15 protein-coding genes and 2 pseudogenes are annotated in these 16,940 nt (G+C 63.5%); 6 read left to right on the top strand and 11 right to left on the bottom strand.

All coding sequences use genetic code 11. The annotated features are described in order from the left end of the window. The first annotated feature begins 32 nt into the window (after window positions 1-32). From MESCI_RS00755 to MESCI_RS00735, 5 genes are all read left to right on the top strand, one after another. On the top strand, window positions 33-1,187 hold the full coding sequence (locus MESCI_RS00755) for an ABC transporter substrate-binding protein (RefSeq protein WP_013528024.1): 1,155 nt from the start codon (window positions 33-35) through the stop codon (window positions 1,185-1,187). Window positions 1,188-1,416: 229 nt separating this feature from the next. Further along, window positions 1,417-2,427 carry an ABC transporter ATP-binding protein gene (locus MESCI_RS00750; RefSeq protein ID WP_013528023.1) on the top strand — a complete coding sequence of 337 codons (1,011 nt, stop codon included), beginning with the start codon at window positions 1,417-1,419 and terminating at the stop codon, window positions 2,425-2,427. A gap of 14 nt (window positions 2,428-2,441) precedes the next feature. Beyond that, on the top strand, window positions 2,442-3,392 hold the full coding sequence (locus tag MESCI_RS00745) for an ABC transporter permease (protein WP_210161359.1): 951 nt from the start codon (window positions 2,442-2,444) through the stop codon (window positions 3,390-3,392). Further along, window positions 3,382-4,197 carry an ABC transporter permease gene (locus tag MESCI_RS00740; protein WP_013528021.1) on the top strand — a complete coding sequence of 272 codons (816 nt, stop codon included), beginning with the start codon at window positions 3,382-3,384 and terminating at the stop codon, window positions 4,195-4,197. The genes MESCI_RS00745 and MESCI_RS00740 overlap by 11 nt, the downstream gene beginning before the upstream one ends. Window positions 4,198-4,295: 98 nt before the next feature. Then, complete coding sequence (locus MESCI_RS00735) at window positions 4,296-5,723, top strand: gamma-aminobutyraldehyde dehydrogenase (protein WP_013528020.1); 1,428 nt, start codon at window positions 4,296-4,298, stop codon at window positions 5,721-5,723. 170 nt (window positions 5,724-5,893) lie between these two features. On the opposite strand, the gene MESCI_RS00730 is transcribed toward MESCI_RS00735, so the two are convergent. From MESCI_RS00730 to MESCI_RS00685, 11 genes and pseudogenes are all read right to left on the bottom strand, one after another. Beyond that, complete coding sequence (locus MESCI_RS00730) at window positions 5,894-6,208, bottom strand: hypothetical protein (protein WP_013528019.1); 315 nt, start codon at window positions 6,206-6,208, stop codon at window positions 5,894-5,896. Between the two features lie 54 nt (window positions 6,209-6,262). After that, window positions 6,263-6,625 (bottom strand): nuclear transport factor 2 family protein, encoded by a 363-nt coding sequence (locus MESCI_RS00725; protein WP_013528018.1) that lies wholly within the window; start codon window positions 6,623-6,625, stop codon window positions 6,263-6,265. 81 nt (window positions 6,626-6,706) lie between these two features. Then, window positions 6,707-7,186 carry a carboxymuconolactone decarboxylase family protein gene (locus tag MESCI_RS00720; RefSeq protein WP_013528017.1) on the bottom strand — a complete coding sequence of 160 codons (480 nt, stop codon included), beginning with the start codon at window positions 7,184-7,186 and terminating at the stop codon, window positions 6,707-6,709. Between the two features lie 110 nt (window positions 7,187-7,296). Next, window positions 7,297-8,850, bottom strand: a complete 1,554-nt coding sequence (locus MESCI_RS00715) for an alpha/beta fold hydrolase (RefSeq protein ID WP_013528016.1) — start codon at window positions 8,848-8,850, stop codon at window positions 7,297-7,299. Window positions 8,851-8,963: 113 nt separating this feature from the next. Next, window positions 8,964-9,275, bottom strand: a complete 312-nt coding sequence (locus MESCI_RS00710) for a formate dehydrogenase subunit delta (protein WP_013528015.1) — start codon at window positions 9,273-9,275, stop codon at window positions 8,964-8,966. Further along, window positions 9,265-10,095 carry a formate dehydrogenase accessory sulfurtransferase FdhD gene (gene fdhD, locus MESCI_RS00705; RefSeq protein ID WP_013528014.1) on the bottom strand — a complete coding sequence of 277 codons (831 nt, stop codon included), beginning with the start codon at window positions 10,093-10,095 and terminating at the stop codon, window positions 9,265-9,267. Before fdhD ends, MESCI_RS00710 begins: the two co-directional genes overlap by 11 nt. A gap of 2 nt (window positions 10,096-10,097) precedes the next feature. Next, a pseudogene (gene fdhF / locus MESCI_RS00700) lies at window positions 10,098-12,587 on the bottom strand (formate dehydrogenase subunit alpha); the annotation flags it as partial. Between the two features lie 59 nt (window positions 12,588-12,646). Further along, window positions 12,647-13,010, bottom strand: a pseudogene (locus MESCI_RS33250) (2Fe-2S iron-sulfur cluster-binding protein); the annotation flags it as partial. A 10-nt stretch (window positions 13,011-13,020) separates the two neighbouring features. Beyond that, window positions 13,021-14,577 (bottom strand): formate dehydrogenase beta subunit, encoded by a 1,557-nt coding sequence (locus tag MESCI_RS00695; protein ID WP_013528012.1) that lies wholly within the window; start codon window positions 14,575-14,577, stop codon window positions 13,021-13,023. Continuing rightward, complete coding sequence (locus MESCI_RS00690) at window positions 14,574-15,053, bottom strand: formate dehydrogenase subunit gamma (RefSeq protein ID WP_013528011.1); 480 nt, start codon at window positions 15,051-15,053, stop codon at window positions 14,574-14,576. The genes MESCI_RS00695 and MESCI_RS00690 overlap by 4 nt, the downstream gene beginning before the upstream one ends. Window positions 15,054-15,229: 176 nt before the next feature. Beyond that, window positions 15,230-16,144 carry a LysR family transcriptional regulator gene (locus tag MESCI_RS00685; protein WP_013528010.1) on the bottom strand — a complete coding sequence of 305 codons (915 nt, stop codon included), beginning with the start codon at window positions 16,142-16,144 and terminating at the stop codon, window positions 15,230-15,232. 151 nt (window positions 16,145-16,295) lie between these two features. On the opposite strand from MESCI_RS00685, the gene MESCI_RS00680 reads away from it, so the two are divergent. Beyond that, the gene (locus tag MESCI_RS00680) at window positions 16,296-16,937 is read left to right on the top strand and encodes a DUF47 domain-containing protein (protein WP_013528009.1); all 642 of its coding nucleotides are present in this window, start codon (window positions 16,296-16,298) and stop codon (window positions 16,935-16,937) included. Window positions 16,938-16,940 lie beyond the last annotated feature (3 nt).

Here is a 16,940-nt window from a genome sequence, read left to right as displayed (position 1 = left end):
TCAGGGTCAGGCGCCTAAATGGGAGATCGACAATGAATTCATTCCTGAAGTCGTGCACTGCTCTGACGGTCGCGCTGACCTTTTCCGGTCAGGCCGTCGCCCAGGTCAAGGAACTTGGCAAGGGCGAAGGCCAGGTCAACATCGTTGCCTGGCCGGGCTACATCGAGCGCGGCGAAACCGACAAGGGCTATGACTGGGTGACTTCCTTCGAGAAGGAGACCGGCTGCAAGGTCAACGTCAAGACCGCCAACACCTCCGACGAGATGGTCTCGCTGATGAATGAGGGCGGCTTCGACCTCGTCACCGCTTCGGGCGATGCCTCGTTGCGCCTCGTTGCCGGCAAGCGCGTGCAGCCGATCAACACCGATCTCATCCCGAGCTGGAAGACGGTCGACGAGCGCCTCAAGGACGCGCCGTGGTTCACCGTCGGCGGCGCCCACTACGGCGTTCCCTACCAGTGGGGTCCCAACGTCCTGATGTACAACACCGACGTGTTCAAGGAGGCTCCCAAGAGCTGGAACATCGTCTTTGAGGAAATGAAGCTGCCGGACGGCAAGTCCAACAAGGGCCGCGTCCAGGCCTATGACGGGCCGATCCACATTGCGGATGCGGCCAACTATCTGATGTTCCACAAACCGGAACTCGGCATCAAGGATCCCTATGAACTGAACGAGGACCAGTACAAGGCGGCGCTCGAATTGCTGCGCGTCCAACGCACACTGGTTGGCCGCTATTGGCACGACGCCGCCATCCAGGTCGACGATTTCCAGAACGAAGGCGTCGTCGCTTCCGGCTCGTGGCCGTATCAGGTCAACACGCTGGTCGCGGCCAAGAAGCCGGTCGCTTCCACCATCCCGGAGGAGGGCGCCACCGGTTGGGCCGACACCACCATGATGGAGGCCGACGCCGCCAACCCCAACTGTGCCTATATGTGGATGGAACATTCGCTGTCGCCGAAGGTGCAGGGCGATGTCTCAGCCTGGTTCGGCTCACTGCCCGTCGTGCCCGCCGCCTGCAAGGGCAATGAGCTTTTGACCGACGAGGGTTGCAAGACCAACGGCTACGAGAACTTCGACAAGATCAAGTTCTGGAAGACGCCGGTGTCGAAATGCGCCACCCAGAACGATCAGTGCGTGCCCTACTACCGCTGGGTGTCGGACTATATCGGCGTCATCGGCGGACGATGAGCATCCTTACCCTCCCCCTTGTGGGGAGGGTCGACGCATAGCGTCGGGGCGGGGTCTGCTCGGCACTTCGTGGCAGTGCCTGGCCCTTCGCAAGGCTCAGGCGTTCGAAGCTCGAAAAGCCAAGCAATTGGCTTTTCCTCCGCTATGCGGACCACCTCTCACCCCCACAAGGGGGAGATAGGATGTCGCGCGACATCAACACATCAAACCGGCAACGGACTGACAGCCCATGACCTCCGCCGTCTCCTTCCAGAAAGCCTCGCGCCATTTCGGCAGCGTGCGCGCGGTCGACGCGGTCGATCTCGACATCGCGCCTGGGGAATTCTTCGCCATGCTCGGGCCGTCCGGTTCCGGCAAGACCACTTGCCTGCGCCTCATCGCCGGCTTCGAGCAGCCGACATCGGGCTCGATCTCGATCTTCGGCGACCGCGCCGAGGGCGTTCCGCCCTATCGCCGCAACGTCAACACCGTGTTTCAGGATTATGCGCTGTTCCCGCATCTGAACGTGCTCGACAACGTTGCCTACGGCCTGATGGTCAAGGGCGTCGGCAAGGCTGAGCGGCACAAGGCGGCGGAAGAGGCGCTGTCACTGGTGCGGCTGCCCGGCTATGGCGCCCGCCGGCCCGGCCAGCTTTCCGGTGGCCAGCGCCAGCGCGTGGCACTGGCCCGCGCGCTGGTCAACCAGCCAAAGGTGCTGCTGCTCGACGAGCCGCTCGGCGCGCTCGACCTCAAATTGCGCGAGAACATGCAGGAGGAGTTGAAGTCGCTGCAGAAGGCGCTCGGCATCACCTTCGTCTTCGTCACTCACGACCAGGGCGAAGCGCTGTCGATGGCCGACCGCGTCGCCGTCTTCAACGATGGCAAGATCATGCAGATCGGCACTCCGGAAGATATCTACCAGCGGCCGAGGACCCGCTTCGTCGCCGATTTCGTCGGCTCCTCCAACGTGCTGCCGCCGGATTTCGTGCAGCGCTATTCCGGCCAGCATCGCTGGGGGAGTCTCCGCCCCGAATCCATTCGCGTCGGCCGCGCGGCCAAGGGGGTCACAAGTGGTGAAGGTGTGTCGGCCCGCCTCGTCTCGACCAATTATCTCGGCGCCACGACAAAGCTGGCGCTCGACGCCGACGGGCTGCGGCTGCACGCCATCGTGCCGGCCGGCATCGCCTTGCCGGCAGAAGGCGAGGCGGTGGTGCTGACCTTCAACCGCGAGCACCTGCATCTGATGGACGAGCCGGCATGAGCCTCGACGCCGCCATGGTGCGTGCAACCGCTCCCGCCATCCTGCCGGGTAGCGGCGGTCTGCGCGGCGCTCTGTCGGACCTTTTCTGGCGCAAGCCGAAGGTCCTGTTGCTGCTCATGCTGCTGCCTCCGGTTTTGTGGCTGGGCATCGTCTATATCGGCTCGCTGTTTGCGCTGCTGGCGCAGAGCTTTTTCTCCATCGACGAGTTTTCCGGCCTCATCGACCGCGAGTTCACGCTCAAGACCTATGGCGATCTGTTCCAGGCTGCCAATCTCGACATCATCCTGCGCACGGTGACGATGGCGGCTCTGGTCACGCTGGCCTCGGCCGTCATCGCCTTCCCCATCGCCTACTACGCGGCGCGCTATGCGCGCGGCCGCTGGAAGGCCTTGTTCTATCTCGGCATCATGCTGCCGCTGTGGTCGAGCTATCTGGTCAAGATCTACGCCTGGAAGCTGATCCTGGCCAAGGAAGGCATCCTCACCTGGCTGCTCGCCAAGCTGCATTTGTTGTGGGTTCTCGACGCTTGGCTGTCGCTGCCGATCGTCGGCGGCAATTCCCTGTCGGTATCGTTCACCGGCACCTTCATCGTCTTCGTCTATGTCTGGCTGCCGTTCATGATCCTCCCCGTTCAGGCGGCGCTCGAGCGCGTGCCCGGCAATCTGGTCGAGGCCTCGTCCGACCTCGGCGCTTCACCGGGACAGACCTTCCGCAACGTGCTGTTTCCGCTGGCGCTGCCGGGCATCGTCGCCGGTTCGATCTTCACCTTCTCGCTGACGCTCGGCGATTACATCATCCCGCAGATCATCGGCACCTCGCGTCTGTTCATCGGCCAGGCGGTCTATTCGCAGCAAGGCACCGCCGGCAACATCCCGCTCGCCGCCGCCTTCACCGTGGTGCCGATCGTCATCATGGGCTTCTATCTCTGGGGCGCCAAGCGCATGGGGGCCTTCGATGCGCTCTGATGGTTCCCAGTCGGCTCCGCTCGGCCTGAAGATTGCCGCCGCCTGCGGGCTGCTGTTCCTGCACCTGCCGATCCTGCTGATCTTCGTCTATGCCTTCACCACCGAAGAGAAGAGTTTCGTCTGGCCGCCGCCAGGGCTGACGACGCAGTGGTTCGCCGTGACCTGGAACCGGCCAGATGTCTGGCAGGCGCTGTCGCTGTCGGTCAGGGTGGCCGCGATTTCGACGGCGATCGCGCTCATCCTCGGCACGCTCTGTTCGGCGGCGGTGTCGCGGACAAGATTCTTCGGCCGCGAAACCATCTCGCTGCTGGTCATCCTGCCGATCGCGCTGCCCGGCATCATTACCGGCATTGCGCTGCGCTCGGCCTTTTCGCTGGCCGACATCCCGTTCTCGTTCTGGACGATCGTGCTTGGCCACGCCACCTTCTGCGTGGTCGTCGTCTACAACAACGCCGTCGCCCGTTTCCGCCGCACTTCCGGTTCGATGATCGAGGCCTCGATGGATCTCGGCGCCGACGGTTTTCAGACCTTCCGCCATGTCGTGCTGCCCAACATCGCCACGGCGCTGCTTGCCGGCGGCATGCTGGCCTTCGCGCTGTCCTTCGACGAGGTCATCGTCACCACCTTCACCGCCGGCCAGCAGCAGACGCTGCCGATCTGGATGCTGGAAGAACTGATCCGTCCGCGCCAGCGCCCGGTCACCAATGTCGTTGCCATGGTCGTCATGCTGGTGACGTTGCTGCCGATCCTTGCCGCTTATTACCTCAGCCGTGACGGCGACCAGATCGCTGGAAGCGGGAAATGAAAAACAGCGAATAGGGAGTAGCGAAGAGGGATCATCGACGGTCAAACCCTACTCGCTTTCAGCTACTCGCTACTCGCTTCTGTAAAGGGAGAAACCTTATGGACACCCAGATGCTGATCGGCTCGAAATTCGAGAAGGGCACCGAGACCGAGGAGCCGATCCTCAATCCAAAGACCGGGGCGACCATCCTCAACCTGCCCGAGGCCAGCCAGGCGCAGATCGAGGCGGCGGTCACTGCTGCCGAACAGGCGTTCGTCTTGTGGTCGCGCACCACGCCGGCGCAGCGCTCCGGCTATTTGCTGAAGATCGCCGACCGCATCGAAGCCGACGCGAAGGAGTTCGCCACGCTCGAGGCGCTCAACTGCGGCAAGCCGATCAACGCCGTGCTCAATGACGAAATCCCGGCGATCGTCGATTGCTACCGCTTCTTCGCCGGCGCCGTCCGTTCGATGCCGGGCGTCGTCGCTGGCGAATACATTCCCGGCCACACCTCGATGGTCCGTCGCGATGCCATTGGCATCGTCGCTTCCATCGCGCCGTGGAACTATCCGCTGATGATGATGGCCTGGAAGCTGGCGCCGGCGATCGCCGGCGGCAACACCGTCGTCTTCAAACCGTCCGAGCAGACACCGCTGACGGCGCTGAAGCTGGCAAAAATCCTTGCGGACATCCTGCCCGAAGGCGTCGTCAATGTCGTGCTCGGCCGCGGCGACAGCGTCGGCAACACGCTGATCAATCATCCCAAGGTCAACATGATCTCGATCACCGGCGATGTCGCCACCGGCAAGAAGGTGCTGCAGGCGGCCGCCAAGTCGGTCAAGCGCACGCATCTCGAGCTCGGCGGCAAGGCGCCGGTCATCGTCTTCGACGACGCCGACCTCGGCGCCGTGGTCAACGGCCTGCGTGCCTTCGGCTATTACAATGCCGGCCAGGACTGCACCGCCGCCTGCCGCATCTACGCCGGCAAGAAGATCTACGACAAGCTCGTCGCCGATCTCTCCTCGGCCGTCTCGACCATCAAGTACGACCGCCCCGATGATACCGAAAACGAAATCGGCCCGCTGATCTCGCGCCGCCAGCGCGACCGCGTCTCGAGCTTCGTCGAGCGCGCCTCGGAACTGAAACACATCGAGATCACCACCGGCGGCAAGCCGGGCGAGGGCTCCGGCTTCTATTACCAGCCGACCGTCGTCGCCGGCGCGCTGCAGGAAGATGAGATCGTGCGCCGCGAAGTGTTCGGCCCGGTCGTCTCGGTTACTCGTTTTTCGGAAGTCGACGAGGCGGTGAACTGGGCCAATGACAGCGACTACGGCCTGGCGTCATCCGTATGGACCAAGGATGTCTCGCGCGCCATGGCGACGGCCGCCCGCCTGCAATATGGCTGCACCTGGATCAACACCCACTTCATGCTGACCAACGAGATGCCGCATGGCGGGTTGAAGCAGTCCGGCTACGGCAAGGACATGTCGCTCTACGCACTGGAGGATTACACCGCCGTGCGGCATGTGATGGTTGCGCATGGCTAGTTGTGCCTTCTCCCCTTCTTGTGGGAGAAGGTGGATCGGCGCGAGACGGATGAGGGGGTGTTCCAGCTTGACGCCAGCTTACCCCTCACACGGGTTGCCAACCGATTTGTGAAGGACAAATCGGGGCAATCTTACCTCTCCCACAAGAGGAGAGGTAAGACCGCAGACCACTACTCCACGATGCGATAGATATTCCACAGGCTGGTGCCAGACACGACATAGGGCTCGATCTCCTTGCCCCATTTCGCGTGCGCGTCGATCTTGCCGATCTTGGCGAAGAACGCCTCCAACTGGGCCAGGCTTTCGACCTGGTGATGGGACTCGACCGTCGCCTCCCGCGCGCCGATCGAACCGGTCATGATCTGGAATTCCAGCTCGTCGAGGCCGACCTGTGACCCGATCTCGCGTTCCCATTTCTTCAACAGGTCGAGCACGGTCTGCTTGTGTCCGAACTTGGCGTCGATCTGCCATCTGGCGCTGAACATCGTCTTCTCCTCCAGGTTTGCGGCTCAGGCCGCGGTTGATCCACGGTTGTTGATCTACTCGTCCCAAGCCTGCACGACGGTCTGTCTTGCGATCCGACCGTTCTTCAGCACCAGCATCGCTGCGCAGAACACCTTGGTGCCGTCCGGATAGGCGCAGGCCTGGGTGAAGGCGAGGCTGTCGCCGTCGGCGATGGTGGTGTCGACCTTGTGGGTCATCGCCCGGCTGCAGATGTCGTCCCAGAATGTGGTGATCGCGGCGCGCCCGCGGATTTCACGCGGCTTGCTCGGCGGGTTGTTGCGGTCGATCACCCGCACCAGCGCGTCTTCGGCATAGAAGCTCGACAGCATCTTGCCGTCACGGGTTTCGATCGCCTTCTTGATCGCGGCGCCGTCCACTGTTTGGGTCTTGGTCAGCATTTCATCCTCCATTGGCCCGTCTTCCGACCGGGCGGTTGATGGTCGATGTGCCGTCCGGCGCTCATCGCCGGGCAGTGGTTCTTACTGCGACTTCGCCTTGACGGCCGCGAATACGTCGTCGGTCTGCTTCTTGAAGGTCGTCAGATCGACCTGGCTGCCGTTGAGCATCGTCGACCAATGGCGCACGATGGCGGACATCGCCACCGCCTCCTTGATCTCCTCGTCGCTGGCGCCGTTGAGCTTGGCCGCCTCGGTGTGGAAATAGATGCAGTACTGGCATGGGATCTGCGCCGCGACGGCGAGGCCCAACAGTTCCTTGGTCTTGCCGTCAAGCGCCGTCTTCGGGTTGAGCTGCACGCCCTTAATCTCGGCCCAGGCGCCGGCGACGGCCACATCCGGCAGGGTCTTGAACATGTCCGGCACCGAGCCGAGCGTTGCCTCGATGTCCTTGTAGGCGGCCGCCGCGGACGCGTCCTCGGCCTTTGCGGGAGAGATGGCGAACAACGCGCCAACGCTTGCAGCGATCACAAGCAATTTGAGTGTCCGGTTCGACTTCAGCATTTCCTCCTCCGTTCGCAGCGCCTTTCCCAGCGACATCCGCCTAGCCTGCGTGGAGAGAATTGATAGCGCTTACCCGCCCATGGCCGCTTCGCCCGAAAGCGCCATGGCTCTCATGGCCCGTGCGGGCCAGGGTGCCTGGCCGAAAACGCCGCCGCCGCCGCCCGCGACGGCAGATCCAGCTTGAGCAGTATGTTGGCGACATGGCGCTTGACCGTGTGTTCGCTCAGCCGCAATTCGGCGGCGATCGCGGCATTGCTCTTGCCGTCGGCGACGAGGTTCACCACCTCGCTTTCGCGCGCCGTCAATGCGGCCGGCTCGGCGGTCTTGGGTTTGGGCCGGCAGGCGGGTTCCAGATGCTGTTCGGACGTCGCATGGACCAGCGCCAGCGGCTGCTCCAGCTCGTCGACACTGATGCGCCCGGCGTCGGTGAAATGCAGGCCCGACCCAGCCGCCAGATCGGCGATCAGACGCGACGCGATAATGTCGCCGCGGCCGGCATGGGCGGCCAGTTGAATTGCCACCCGCGCCGTCGTCCCAACGGGTGGACCGCGCACTTCGATCTCGCCGACATGCGCCCCTTGTGCGCTTGCCACGCCGATTTCCTGCGCCGCCTCGCGCAGCGCTGCCGCGCAGCGTATGGCGCGTGCCGGGCCGTCGAAGCGCGAAATCATCAACTCGCCATGCAGGCCCACAGAGCGCCCGCCATGGCGCCCGACCAGCAGCCGCCAGGTTTCCTGGAAGCGTTGGCTGCGTTCGCTCCACATCCGGTCGCCGAGCCGTGCCGTGTCGTAGATGCGTGTCACCAGCAGTGCGGCCAGCACGCGGTCTACTTCGCCCACGGCGCGTTCGCCGGTCAGGAATTCCTCGATCAGGTCGGCCACCCCATCGACATCGCCGGTCCAGATCGGATGGTCGCGTCCGGGAATCTCGACCAGCCGGGCGCCGGGGATCTTCTGTGCAAGGAAGCGGCTGGCATCGGGGTCGACCCGCGCATCGTTGCGGCGATGGATTACAAGCGTCGGCGCGCTGATCACGCTCAGGATATGGCGGATGTCGACGTCAGCGTTCATGCGCGCCAGCGCCGCCGCCGCCGTCGGGCTCGCCGACAATCGTTCGAAACGTGCCCACCACTGGGCGAAATGCGCGTCGTCGACCCGGCTCGGCGCGAAATGGGGCAGCGTGGCGCCAGTGCCCCAGGCTGTCTCCGCCATCTCGATGAAAGCGTCGAGGCGTTCGGGCGACATCACCCATTTCTGGAAATGCGCATAGCCGCCATAGAGCGCCAGCGCCCGTGTCCGCTCCGGATAGGTGGCGGCGAACAGCATCGCCATCGGCGCGCCTTCGGAGGAGCCGAGCAGCGCCGCACGGCCGCTGCCGGCGGCGTCCATTACCGCGCGCACATCGTCCATCCGCGTCTCGAGACTGGGCAGGTTATGCGCGTCGACACGGTCGGACAGGCCGGTGCCGCGCTTGTCGAACAGGATCAGCCGAGAGAACGCCGAAAGCCGCTTCAAGAGCCTGGTGTAGCCCTCGTCTTCCCAGTGCAGGTCGAGGTTGGAAATGAAGCCCGGCACGAAGACGAGATCGAACGATCCCTGCCCGACCACCTGATAGGCGATCCGCACATCGCCGCTACAGGCGTATCGCGTCTCGATCGGCCTCACGAGATTTCCACCCCGGCCTGACGATTTCTGGTCGTCAAACCATAGCAGAACAGCGCAGATTGCGGCAGCTTAAACTTTAGCGATTGTGAATGTAAGCTGGCGCGGCTTGGCGGCTATTCCTGCGAGGCGGCGACGTCGGCAGGGGAGGGCTTGAGCCCGAGTTTGAGGTCGGCCGCAGCCGGCGTGATCGGTCGCTTGATCCTGGCGGAGGCGGCCACCACCAACTCGTTGAAGTTCCCGGTGCCGTCGTCCAGCATTTCGAAGAACTGCCGCCGCATCCTCGGCTCCCAGAACTTGTTGATGTGCTCGGCGACGCCGGCAATGCCTTCCTCGCGCGGCTTGGAATGGAAGAAGTCGGCGATCTGGTTTGCCATGCGCACCAGCTTCTCGGCGGTGCTCATAATGTGTTCTTCGTCATGCGACATGCTTGGCAACTCCGCAAACCACCCGGTCGGGGTGGGTGAAAATATCAAAATCGTCGCCGCGAACCAGCGCCACCAGCGTCATGCCGGACTCTTGCGCCGTGCGGATGGCAAGGGCGGTCGGCGCCGAGACGGCGATGATGAAGGCCGAACCGATAGAAGCCGTCTTCTGCACCATTTCGACCGAAACCCTGGATGTCACCACGACAGCACCGGATGCGCCCCCGATGCCGGCTTTGGCCAGCGCACCCGCCAGCTTGTCGAGCGCATTGTGACGGCCGACATCTTCGCGCGCCATGACGATGCCCTTGCCGGGCACATAGAAGCCGGCGGCGTGCACGGCTCCGGTCTCGGTGTGCAGCGGCTGCACTTTCGACAAAAGCTTGACCGAACGGACGATATCGTTGGCATCAAGCGTAAGCTTTGACACACCAACCGCATCGACCGAACGCATCGCTTCCTCGATCGATTCGATGCCGCAGAGCCCGCAGCCGACCGGACCCGCGAGCCTTCGCCGCCGCGCTTCGAAGCGCGTGTTGGCTCGGTCCTTCAGCCGGATCTGGATGTCGATGCCGGCGCCATGGTCCTCGACCTCGATGGCTTCGATCTCCTCCGGCGCAGCTACAATGCCCTCGGTCAGCGAGAAGCCAAGCGCGAAATCCTCGAAATCGGCCGGGCTTGCCATCATCACCGCATGCGTGGTGCCGGCAAAGGAGAACGCCACCGGCGTCTCTTCCGGCACCATGCGGTTCGCCGTAGCAGTGCCGCTGGCGCGGTGCGCCAGCCGCGATACCTGCGTCGTGGCTTTGCGCCGCGCGCTCAAGACTACTCCGCCGCCTGCAAAGACGCGATGCGCCGGCTCTGCTTGGCTTGCTCGTCATAGTCGCGCTGCCATTCCGACGGCCCATTGGAGGCGCCGACCTGCACCGCCGTCACCTTGTATTCCGGGCAGTTGGTCGCCCAGTCGGAGAAGTCGGTGGTGATCACGTTGGCCTGCGTGTCCGGATGGTGGAACGTCGTGTAGACCACGCCGGGCGACACCCGGTCGGTGATCAGCGCGCGCAGCGTCGTCTCGCCCGAGCGGCTGGTCAGCCGGACCCAGTCGCCGTCGCGCAAGCCGCGGTTCTCGGCATCGTGCGGATGAATCTCCAGCCGGTCCTCCGAGTGCCACATGCTGTTGTCGGTGCGCCTGGTCTGCGCGCCGACATTGTACTGCGACAGGATGCGGCCGGTGGTGAGCAGCAGCGGGAAGCGCGGCCCCGTCCTTTCGTCCGTCGCCACATATTCGGTACGGATGAACTTGCCCTTGCCGCGCACGAACCCGTCGATATGCATGATCGGGGTGCCGAGCGGCGCCTTCTCGTTGCAGGGCCATTGCACGGACCCGACACGGTCGAGCAGCTCGAAGGAGACGCCGGCGAAGCTCGGCGTGGTCATCGCGATCTCGTCCATGATTTCGGAGGGATGTTTGTAGTTCCAGTCCAGCCCGATCGCGCGGGCAAGCTCCTGCGTCGCCTCCCAATCGGCGTAGCGCGCCTTCGGCTCAAGAACCTTGCGCACCATGTTGATGCGGCGCTCTGCGTTGGTGAAGGTGCCGTCCTTCTCCAGGAAGGTCGAGCCCGGCAGGAAGACATGCGCGTAGTTCGCCGTCTCGTTGAGGAAGAGGTCGTGCACGACGACGCATTCCATCGCGGCAAGGCCGGCTGCGACATGCTTGGTGTCGGGATCGGACTGCAGAATGTCTTCGCCCTGGATGTAGATGCCCTTGAAGCTGCCGTCGACGGCGGCGTCCAGCATGTTGGGGATGCGCAGGCCGGGTTCGTCGTCCAGCTTCACGCCCCACAAGGTCTCATAGATATCGCGCACGGCTTCGCCGGAGATGTGGCGATAGCCCGGCAGTTCGTGCGGGAAGGAACCCATATCGCAGGAGCCCTGCACGTTGTTCTGGCCGCGCAGCGGGTTCACGCCGACGCCGGGCCGGCCGATGTTGCCGGTGGCCATGGCGAGATTGGCGATTGCCATCACAGTGGTCGAACCCTGGCTGTGTTCCGTCACGCCCAGGCCGTAATAGATGGCACCGTTGCCGCCGGTGGCGTAGAGACGCGCAGCACCGCGGATCAGCTCGGGATCGACGCCGGACAATTTGCCGACGGTTTCGGGGCTGTTTTCCGGCAAGGCGACGAACGATGCCCAATCCTGGAACTCCGTCCAGTCGCAACGTTCGCGGATGAAGGCTTCGTCGAACAAGCCCTCGGTGACGATCACATGCGCCAGCGCCGTCAGCACGGCCACATTGGTGCCGGGCTTCAGCGGCAGGTGGTAATCCGCTTCGATATGGGCCGACTTGACCATCTCGGTGCGGCGCGGATCGAGCACGATCAGCTTGGCGCCCTGGCGCAGCCGCTTCTTGAGCCGCGAGGCGAACACCGGGTGAGCGGAAGCCGGATTGGCGCCGATGATGACGGCGACGTCGGTGAAGTCGACGGAATCGAAATCCTGCGTGCCGGCAGACGTGCCATATGTCTGGCCGAGCCCGTAGCCCGTCGGCGAATGGCAGACGCGTGCGCAGGTGTCGACATTGTTGTTGCGGAAACCCTGCCGCACCATCTTCTGGACGAGGTAGGTTTCCTCATTGGTGCAGCGCGACGAGGTGATGCCGCCGATCGCGGTGCGTCCGTACTGGTACTGGATGCGGCGGAATTCCTTGGCGGTATGGGCGATCGCCTCTTCCCAGCTTACTTCGCGCCACGGATCGGTGACCTTTTCGCGGATCATCGGCGACAGGATGCGGTCCTTGTGGCTGGCGTAGCCATAGGCGAAACGGCCCTTCACGCAGGAATGGCCGTGGTTCGCCTTGCCCTCCTTGTAGGGCATCATGCGAACGACTTCGTCACCCTTCACCTCGGCCTTGAACGAGCAGCCGACGCCGCAATAGGCGCAGGTGGTGACGGCCGAGCGCTCCGGCAGGCCCTTGGCAAGCACCGTCTTCTCACGCAGCGCATCGGTCGGGCAGGCCTGGACGCAGGCGCCGCAGGACACGCATTCCGAATCGATGAACGCCTCGTGCATTCCCGCCGAAACCCGGGATTCGAAGCCGCGTCCCTCGATGGTCAGCGCAAACGTGCCCTGCACTTCTTCGCACGCCCGCACGCAGCGCGAGCAGACGATGCATTGCGAGGCATCATAGGTGAAATAGGGGTTGGATTCGTCGCGGGCGATGTAATCGACTGCCAGCGAGCCATGGCCGGGCGCCACGCCACCTTCCGGCTTGACGTGGTTGCGGCCCTCGATGCCGTAGCGGTTCTCGGTCAGGCCGATCGACTTCGCCACCGCGTCGAACTCGCTGGCGCCGGTTCCGGCCTGTTCGTTCCAGCCGGTCGGATGGTCGGAGACGTAGAGCTCCATGACGCCACGGCGAATGGCATCGAGCCGCTCGGTCTGCGTGCGCACGATCATGCCTTCGCCGACAGGCGTCGTGCAGGATGCCGGCGTGCCGCCGCGTCCTTCGATCTCCACAAGGCAGACACGGCACGAACCGAAGGAGTCCAGCATGTCGGTGGCGCAGAGCTTCGGGATTTCGACCCCGCCCTCCATCGCGGCACGCATGATCGAGGTGCCTTCCGGCACGGTGATGCTGCGCCCGTCGACGTTCAGCGTGACCTGCTTCTGCGCCTTCGATTGCGGGGTTCCGTAGTCGATCTCTTCGACGAGGGATGGGAAGTCGGCCTTGATGTTCATCTGCCAGCTCCTATTCGGCAGCCACGCGCACGGGCGCGGGCTTGAAGTCGTCAGGGAAATGGGTGATCGAGCTCATCACAGGGTAGGGCGTGAAGCCGCCCAGCGCGCAGAGCGAGCCGAATTTCATCGTGTTGCAGAGGTCGGTGACCAGAGCGAGGTTCTTCTCCGGCTCGATGCCCGCGGCGAGTTTGTCGATGGTCTCGACACCGCGCGTCGAGCCGATGCGGCAGGGCGTGCACTTGCCGCAGCTTTCGATGGCGCAGAATTCCATGGCGAAGCGCGCCTGTTTCAGCATGTCGGCGGTGTCGTCGAACACCACGATACCGGCATGGCCGATCAGCCCGTCCTTGGCCGCGAAGGCTTCATAGTCGAATGGCGTGTCGAACAGCGCGCGCGGGAAATAGGCGCCGAGCGGTCCGCCGACCTGCACTGCCTTGACCGGCCGGCCGGTGGCCGTGCCGCCGCCGATCTCGTCGACGATCTCGCCAAGCGTCATGCCGAAAGCGGCTTCGAACAGCCCTGCAAATTTGACATTGCCGGCGATCTGGACCGGGATCGTGCCGCGCGAGCGGCCCATGCCGAAATCCTTGTAGAAGGCCGCACCCTTGTCCATGATGACGGGCACAGAGGCTAGGCTGATGACGTTGTTGATCACCGTCGGCTTGCCGAACAGCCCCTTATGCGCAGGCAGAGGCGGCTTTGCCCGCACCATGCCGCGCTTGCCCTCGAGCGAATCGAGCAGCGCCGTCTCTTCGCCGCAGACATAGGCGCCGGCGCCGACCCGGATCTCCATGTCGAACGCGTGAGGGGAACCCAGCACGCTGGCGCCAAGAACGCCGGCCTTGCGGGCGATCTCGACGGCCTTGTTCATCGCCGCCACCGCATGCGGATATTCCGAGCGGACATAGACGAAGCCCTTGGTCGCGCCCGTGGCTATACCGGCGATCGTCATGCCTTCGATCAGCACGAAGGGATCGCCCTCCATGATCATGCGGTCGGCGAAGGTGCCGGAGTCGCCTTCATCGGCGTTGCAGACGATGTATTTGCGGTCGCCTGCTGTATCGAGCACCGTCTTCCATTTGATGCCGGTCGGGAAGCCGGCGCCGCCGCGCCCGCGCAGGCCGGATTCGGTCACCTCTGCGACGATGGCGGCAGGCGTCAGCGCCAGCGCGTTCATCAGTCCATTCAACCCGCCATGTTTTTTGTAGGATTCGAGCGACAGCGGATCCGTGACGCCGCAGCGCGCGAAGGTCAGCCGTGTCTGCTTGGCCAGGAACGGGATCTTGTCCGGCGCGCCCAGCCAGCGTTTATGATGGCCGCCGGTAAGGAAGCCGCTGTCGAACAGGCTTTTGACGTCGGACGGTTTGACCGGCCCGTAGGCGATGCGGCCGTTGGCTGTAGCGACTTCGACCATCGGTTCGAGGAAATAGGCGCCGCGCGAACCATTGCGCACGATCTTGGCTTCGATGCCGCGCTCGGCGAGTTCGCCGGCGATCGCCTTGGCGACCTTTTCGGCGCCAAGCGCCAGCGCACCGGAATCGCCGGGAATGTAGATACGCGGGATCATGAGAGCACCTCTGCAACGATCTCGTCGAGCTTCTCGTCATCGAGCCGTCCGATCACCTCGCCATCGAGCATGGCGGCGGGCGAACAGGCGCACAGGCCGAGACAGTAGACCGGCTCCAGCGTCACCGAACCGTCGCGGGTCGTTTCATGAAAGCCGATGCCCAGCAGTTGCTTCAGCTTGGCGGCGATGGCATCCGACCCCATGGACTGGCAGGATTCCGCCTGGCAGAGCTTCAACACATGCCGGCCTGCCGGATGGCTTCGGTAATCGTGATAGAAGCTGACGACGCCGTGCACCTCGGCCCTGGAAATGTTCAGCGCCTCGGCGATGACCGGCAGCGCATCCTTGGGCACATGGCCGAACTCTTCCTGGATGCCGTGGAGGATCGGCAGCAAAGGGCCTTCGAGCCCCTTCATCTCCTGGATGATCGCGGCCGTGCGCGACGTAATCTCGGTACTTGCAGGCTGCATTGTCATGCAGCGCCCTCCCTATCGTAGCGACCCACGCATATCGGCCAAAAGCATCAAGCTGTTTTGGAACAACGACATGCGCGTGCCGCTTTATCGCTAAGTGCTTAAGAAACCAGAGAAAACCTCTGAAATCAATAAAGCGGTTTCGTTGTACGATAGAAATCTTCTATCGTTCCGTTTGACTAACCCTGTCTAGCGGAACGGTTGGCATGGAAATCGTCCGCCAGCGCCATTGCCTCGTCCAGCAGCGCCGAGACCAAAGGTGTGTGCGGTTCGCGCGGTGTCGCCACCAGGCCGACCGTGTGGCTGGCGTCTGGTTCGATGATTGGAATGGCCCGGATCGGTTCGGAAAAGCCGAATGTTTCCGCAAGGTTGAGCGGCATGATCGACGACCATTTGCCGGTGCGGATGTGCGAAAACAGCACGATCATCGAATTGGATTCCAGCGTCGGTCGCACCTGCACGCCGGCTTCGGCCAGATGCTGGTCGATGATGCGGCGGTTCTGCATGTCCGGCGTCAACAGGCACAGCGGCAGGCTTGAGAGCTCCGCCCATGTCACTTTGTCGCGGTCGGAATAGGGATTTCCCATCGCGGTGATCAGTTGGTAGCGCTCGTCATAGAGCGGCACGCTGGTCACCCGCCCCAGCGGCTCGTTGTCGAGATAGGTGATGCCGGCATCGATGTCGAAATTGCCGAGCAGCGACAGCACCTCGATCGAAGTCCGCGACAGCACCGAAAAGGTGACGCCGGGATGCTTTTCGCGAAATGGCGTCGTCAGCCGCGGCAGCATGGCGAGCGCCGTCGGGATGGCGGCGATGCGGATACGGCCCGAAAGTCCGTGGCGCGCCGCGCGCATTTCCTCGCGCATGGTCCTGGTGTCGCCGACGATGCGGCGTGCCCACACCAGCACCTGTTTTCCCTCCGGCGTCAGCCCCTGGAAGCGTGAGCCGCGCAGAACCAGCATGACGCCAAGCTGGCCTTCCAACTGCTTGATGCCGGCCGACAGCGTCGGCTGCGTGACGCCGCACACCTCCGCCGCCCGGCCGAAATGCTCCTCCCTGGCGAGCGCGATGAAGAATTCCAGCTTGTCGATCATGTGATCTTTCCGGTCGTTCGCTGCAAGGTCGGGGAAATTGTGCTCTACCGCAAGCGCCACGCACAATTGCCCTGCATCCACACCTTTAAGCCGGCTACCTGTTTCCCGCGGCTGAATGCGGCGCTATGTGGATGAAACTGGGAGATCGACCATGCTGGGCTGGTTCCGCAAGCTTTTGCCGCGCGAAGATCGCTTCTTCGACCTGTTCGAACGACATTCCCGCACCGTGGTCGGCGGCGCCGAGGCGCTGGAGCAGCTTCTCCAGGGCAGGGATATCGATCTCTGGTGCCAGAAAATCATCGATCTCGAAGATGAGGCCGACCACATCACCGCGGAAGTCCTGCTGGCTGTACGGCGCTCCTTCATCACGCCTTTCGATCGCGGCGACATCAAGGACCTGATCCAGTCGATGGATGACGCCATCGATATGATGCACAAGACGGTCAAGACGGTGAAGCTGTTCGAGCGCAAGGAGTTCGATCCGCTGATGCAGGAAATGGGTGGCGTCATCGTCGCCGCCGCCAAGCTGGTGGCCGAGGCGATCCCGCTGCTCAACAAGGTCGCAACGCATACTGTGCGCCTCAACGCCATCGCCGAAGAGGTGATGCGCGTCGAAAGCCGGGCCGACGACCTGCACGAGCAAGGGCTGAAGGATCTCTTCAGGAAGCACGGCAGCAGCGATCCGATGGCCTATATGATCGGAAGCGAGATTTATGGCCAACTGGAAAAGGTGGTCGACCGCTTCGAGGACGTCGCCAACGAGATCAGCGGCATCGTCATTGAGAATGTCTAGGTG

The organism is Mesorhizobium ciceri biovar biserrulae WSM1271 (assembly GCF_000185905.1).
Classification (GTDB): Bacteria; Pseudomonadota; Alphaproteobacteria; order Rhizobiales; family Rhizobiaceae; genus Mesorhizobium; species Mesorhizobium ciceri.
The sequence above is the reverse complement of the archived record's forward strand: the minus strand, read 5'-3'. Positions and strand labels throughout refer to the sequence as shown.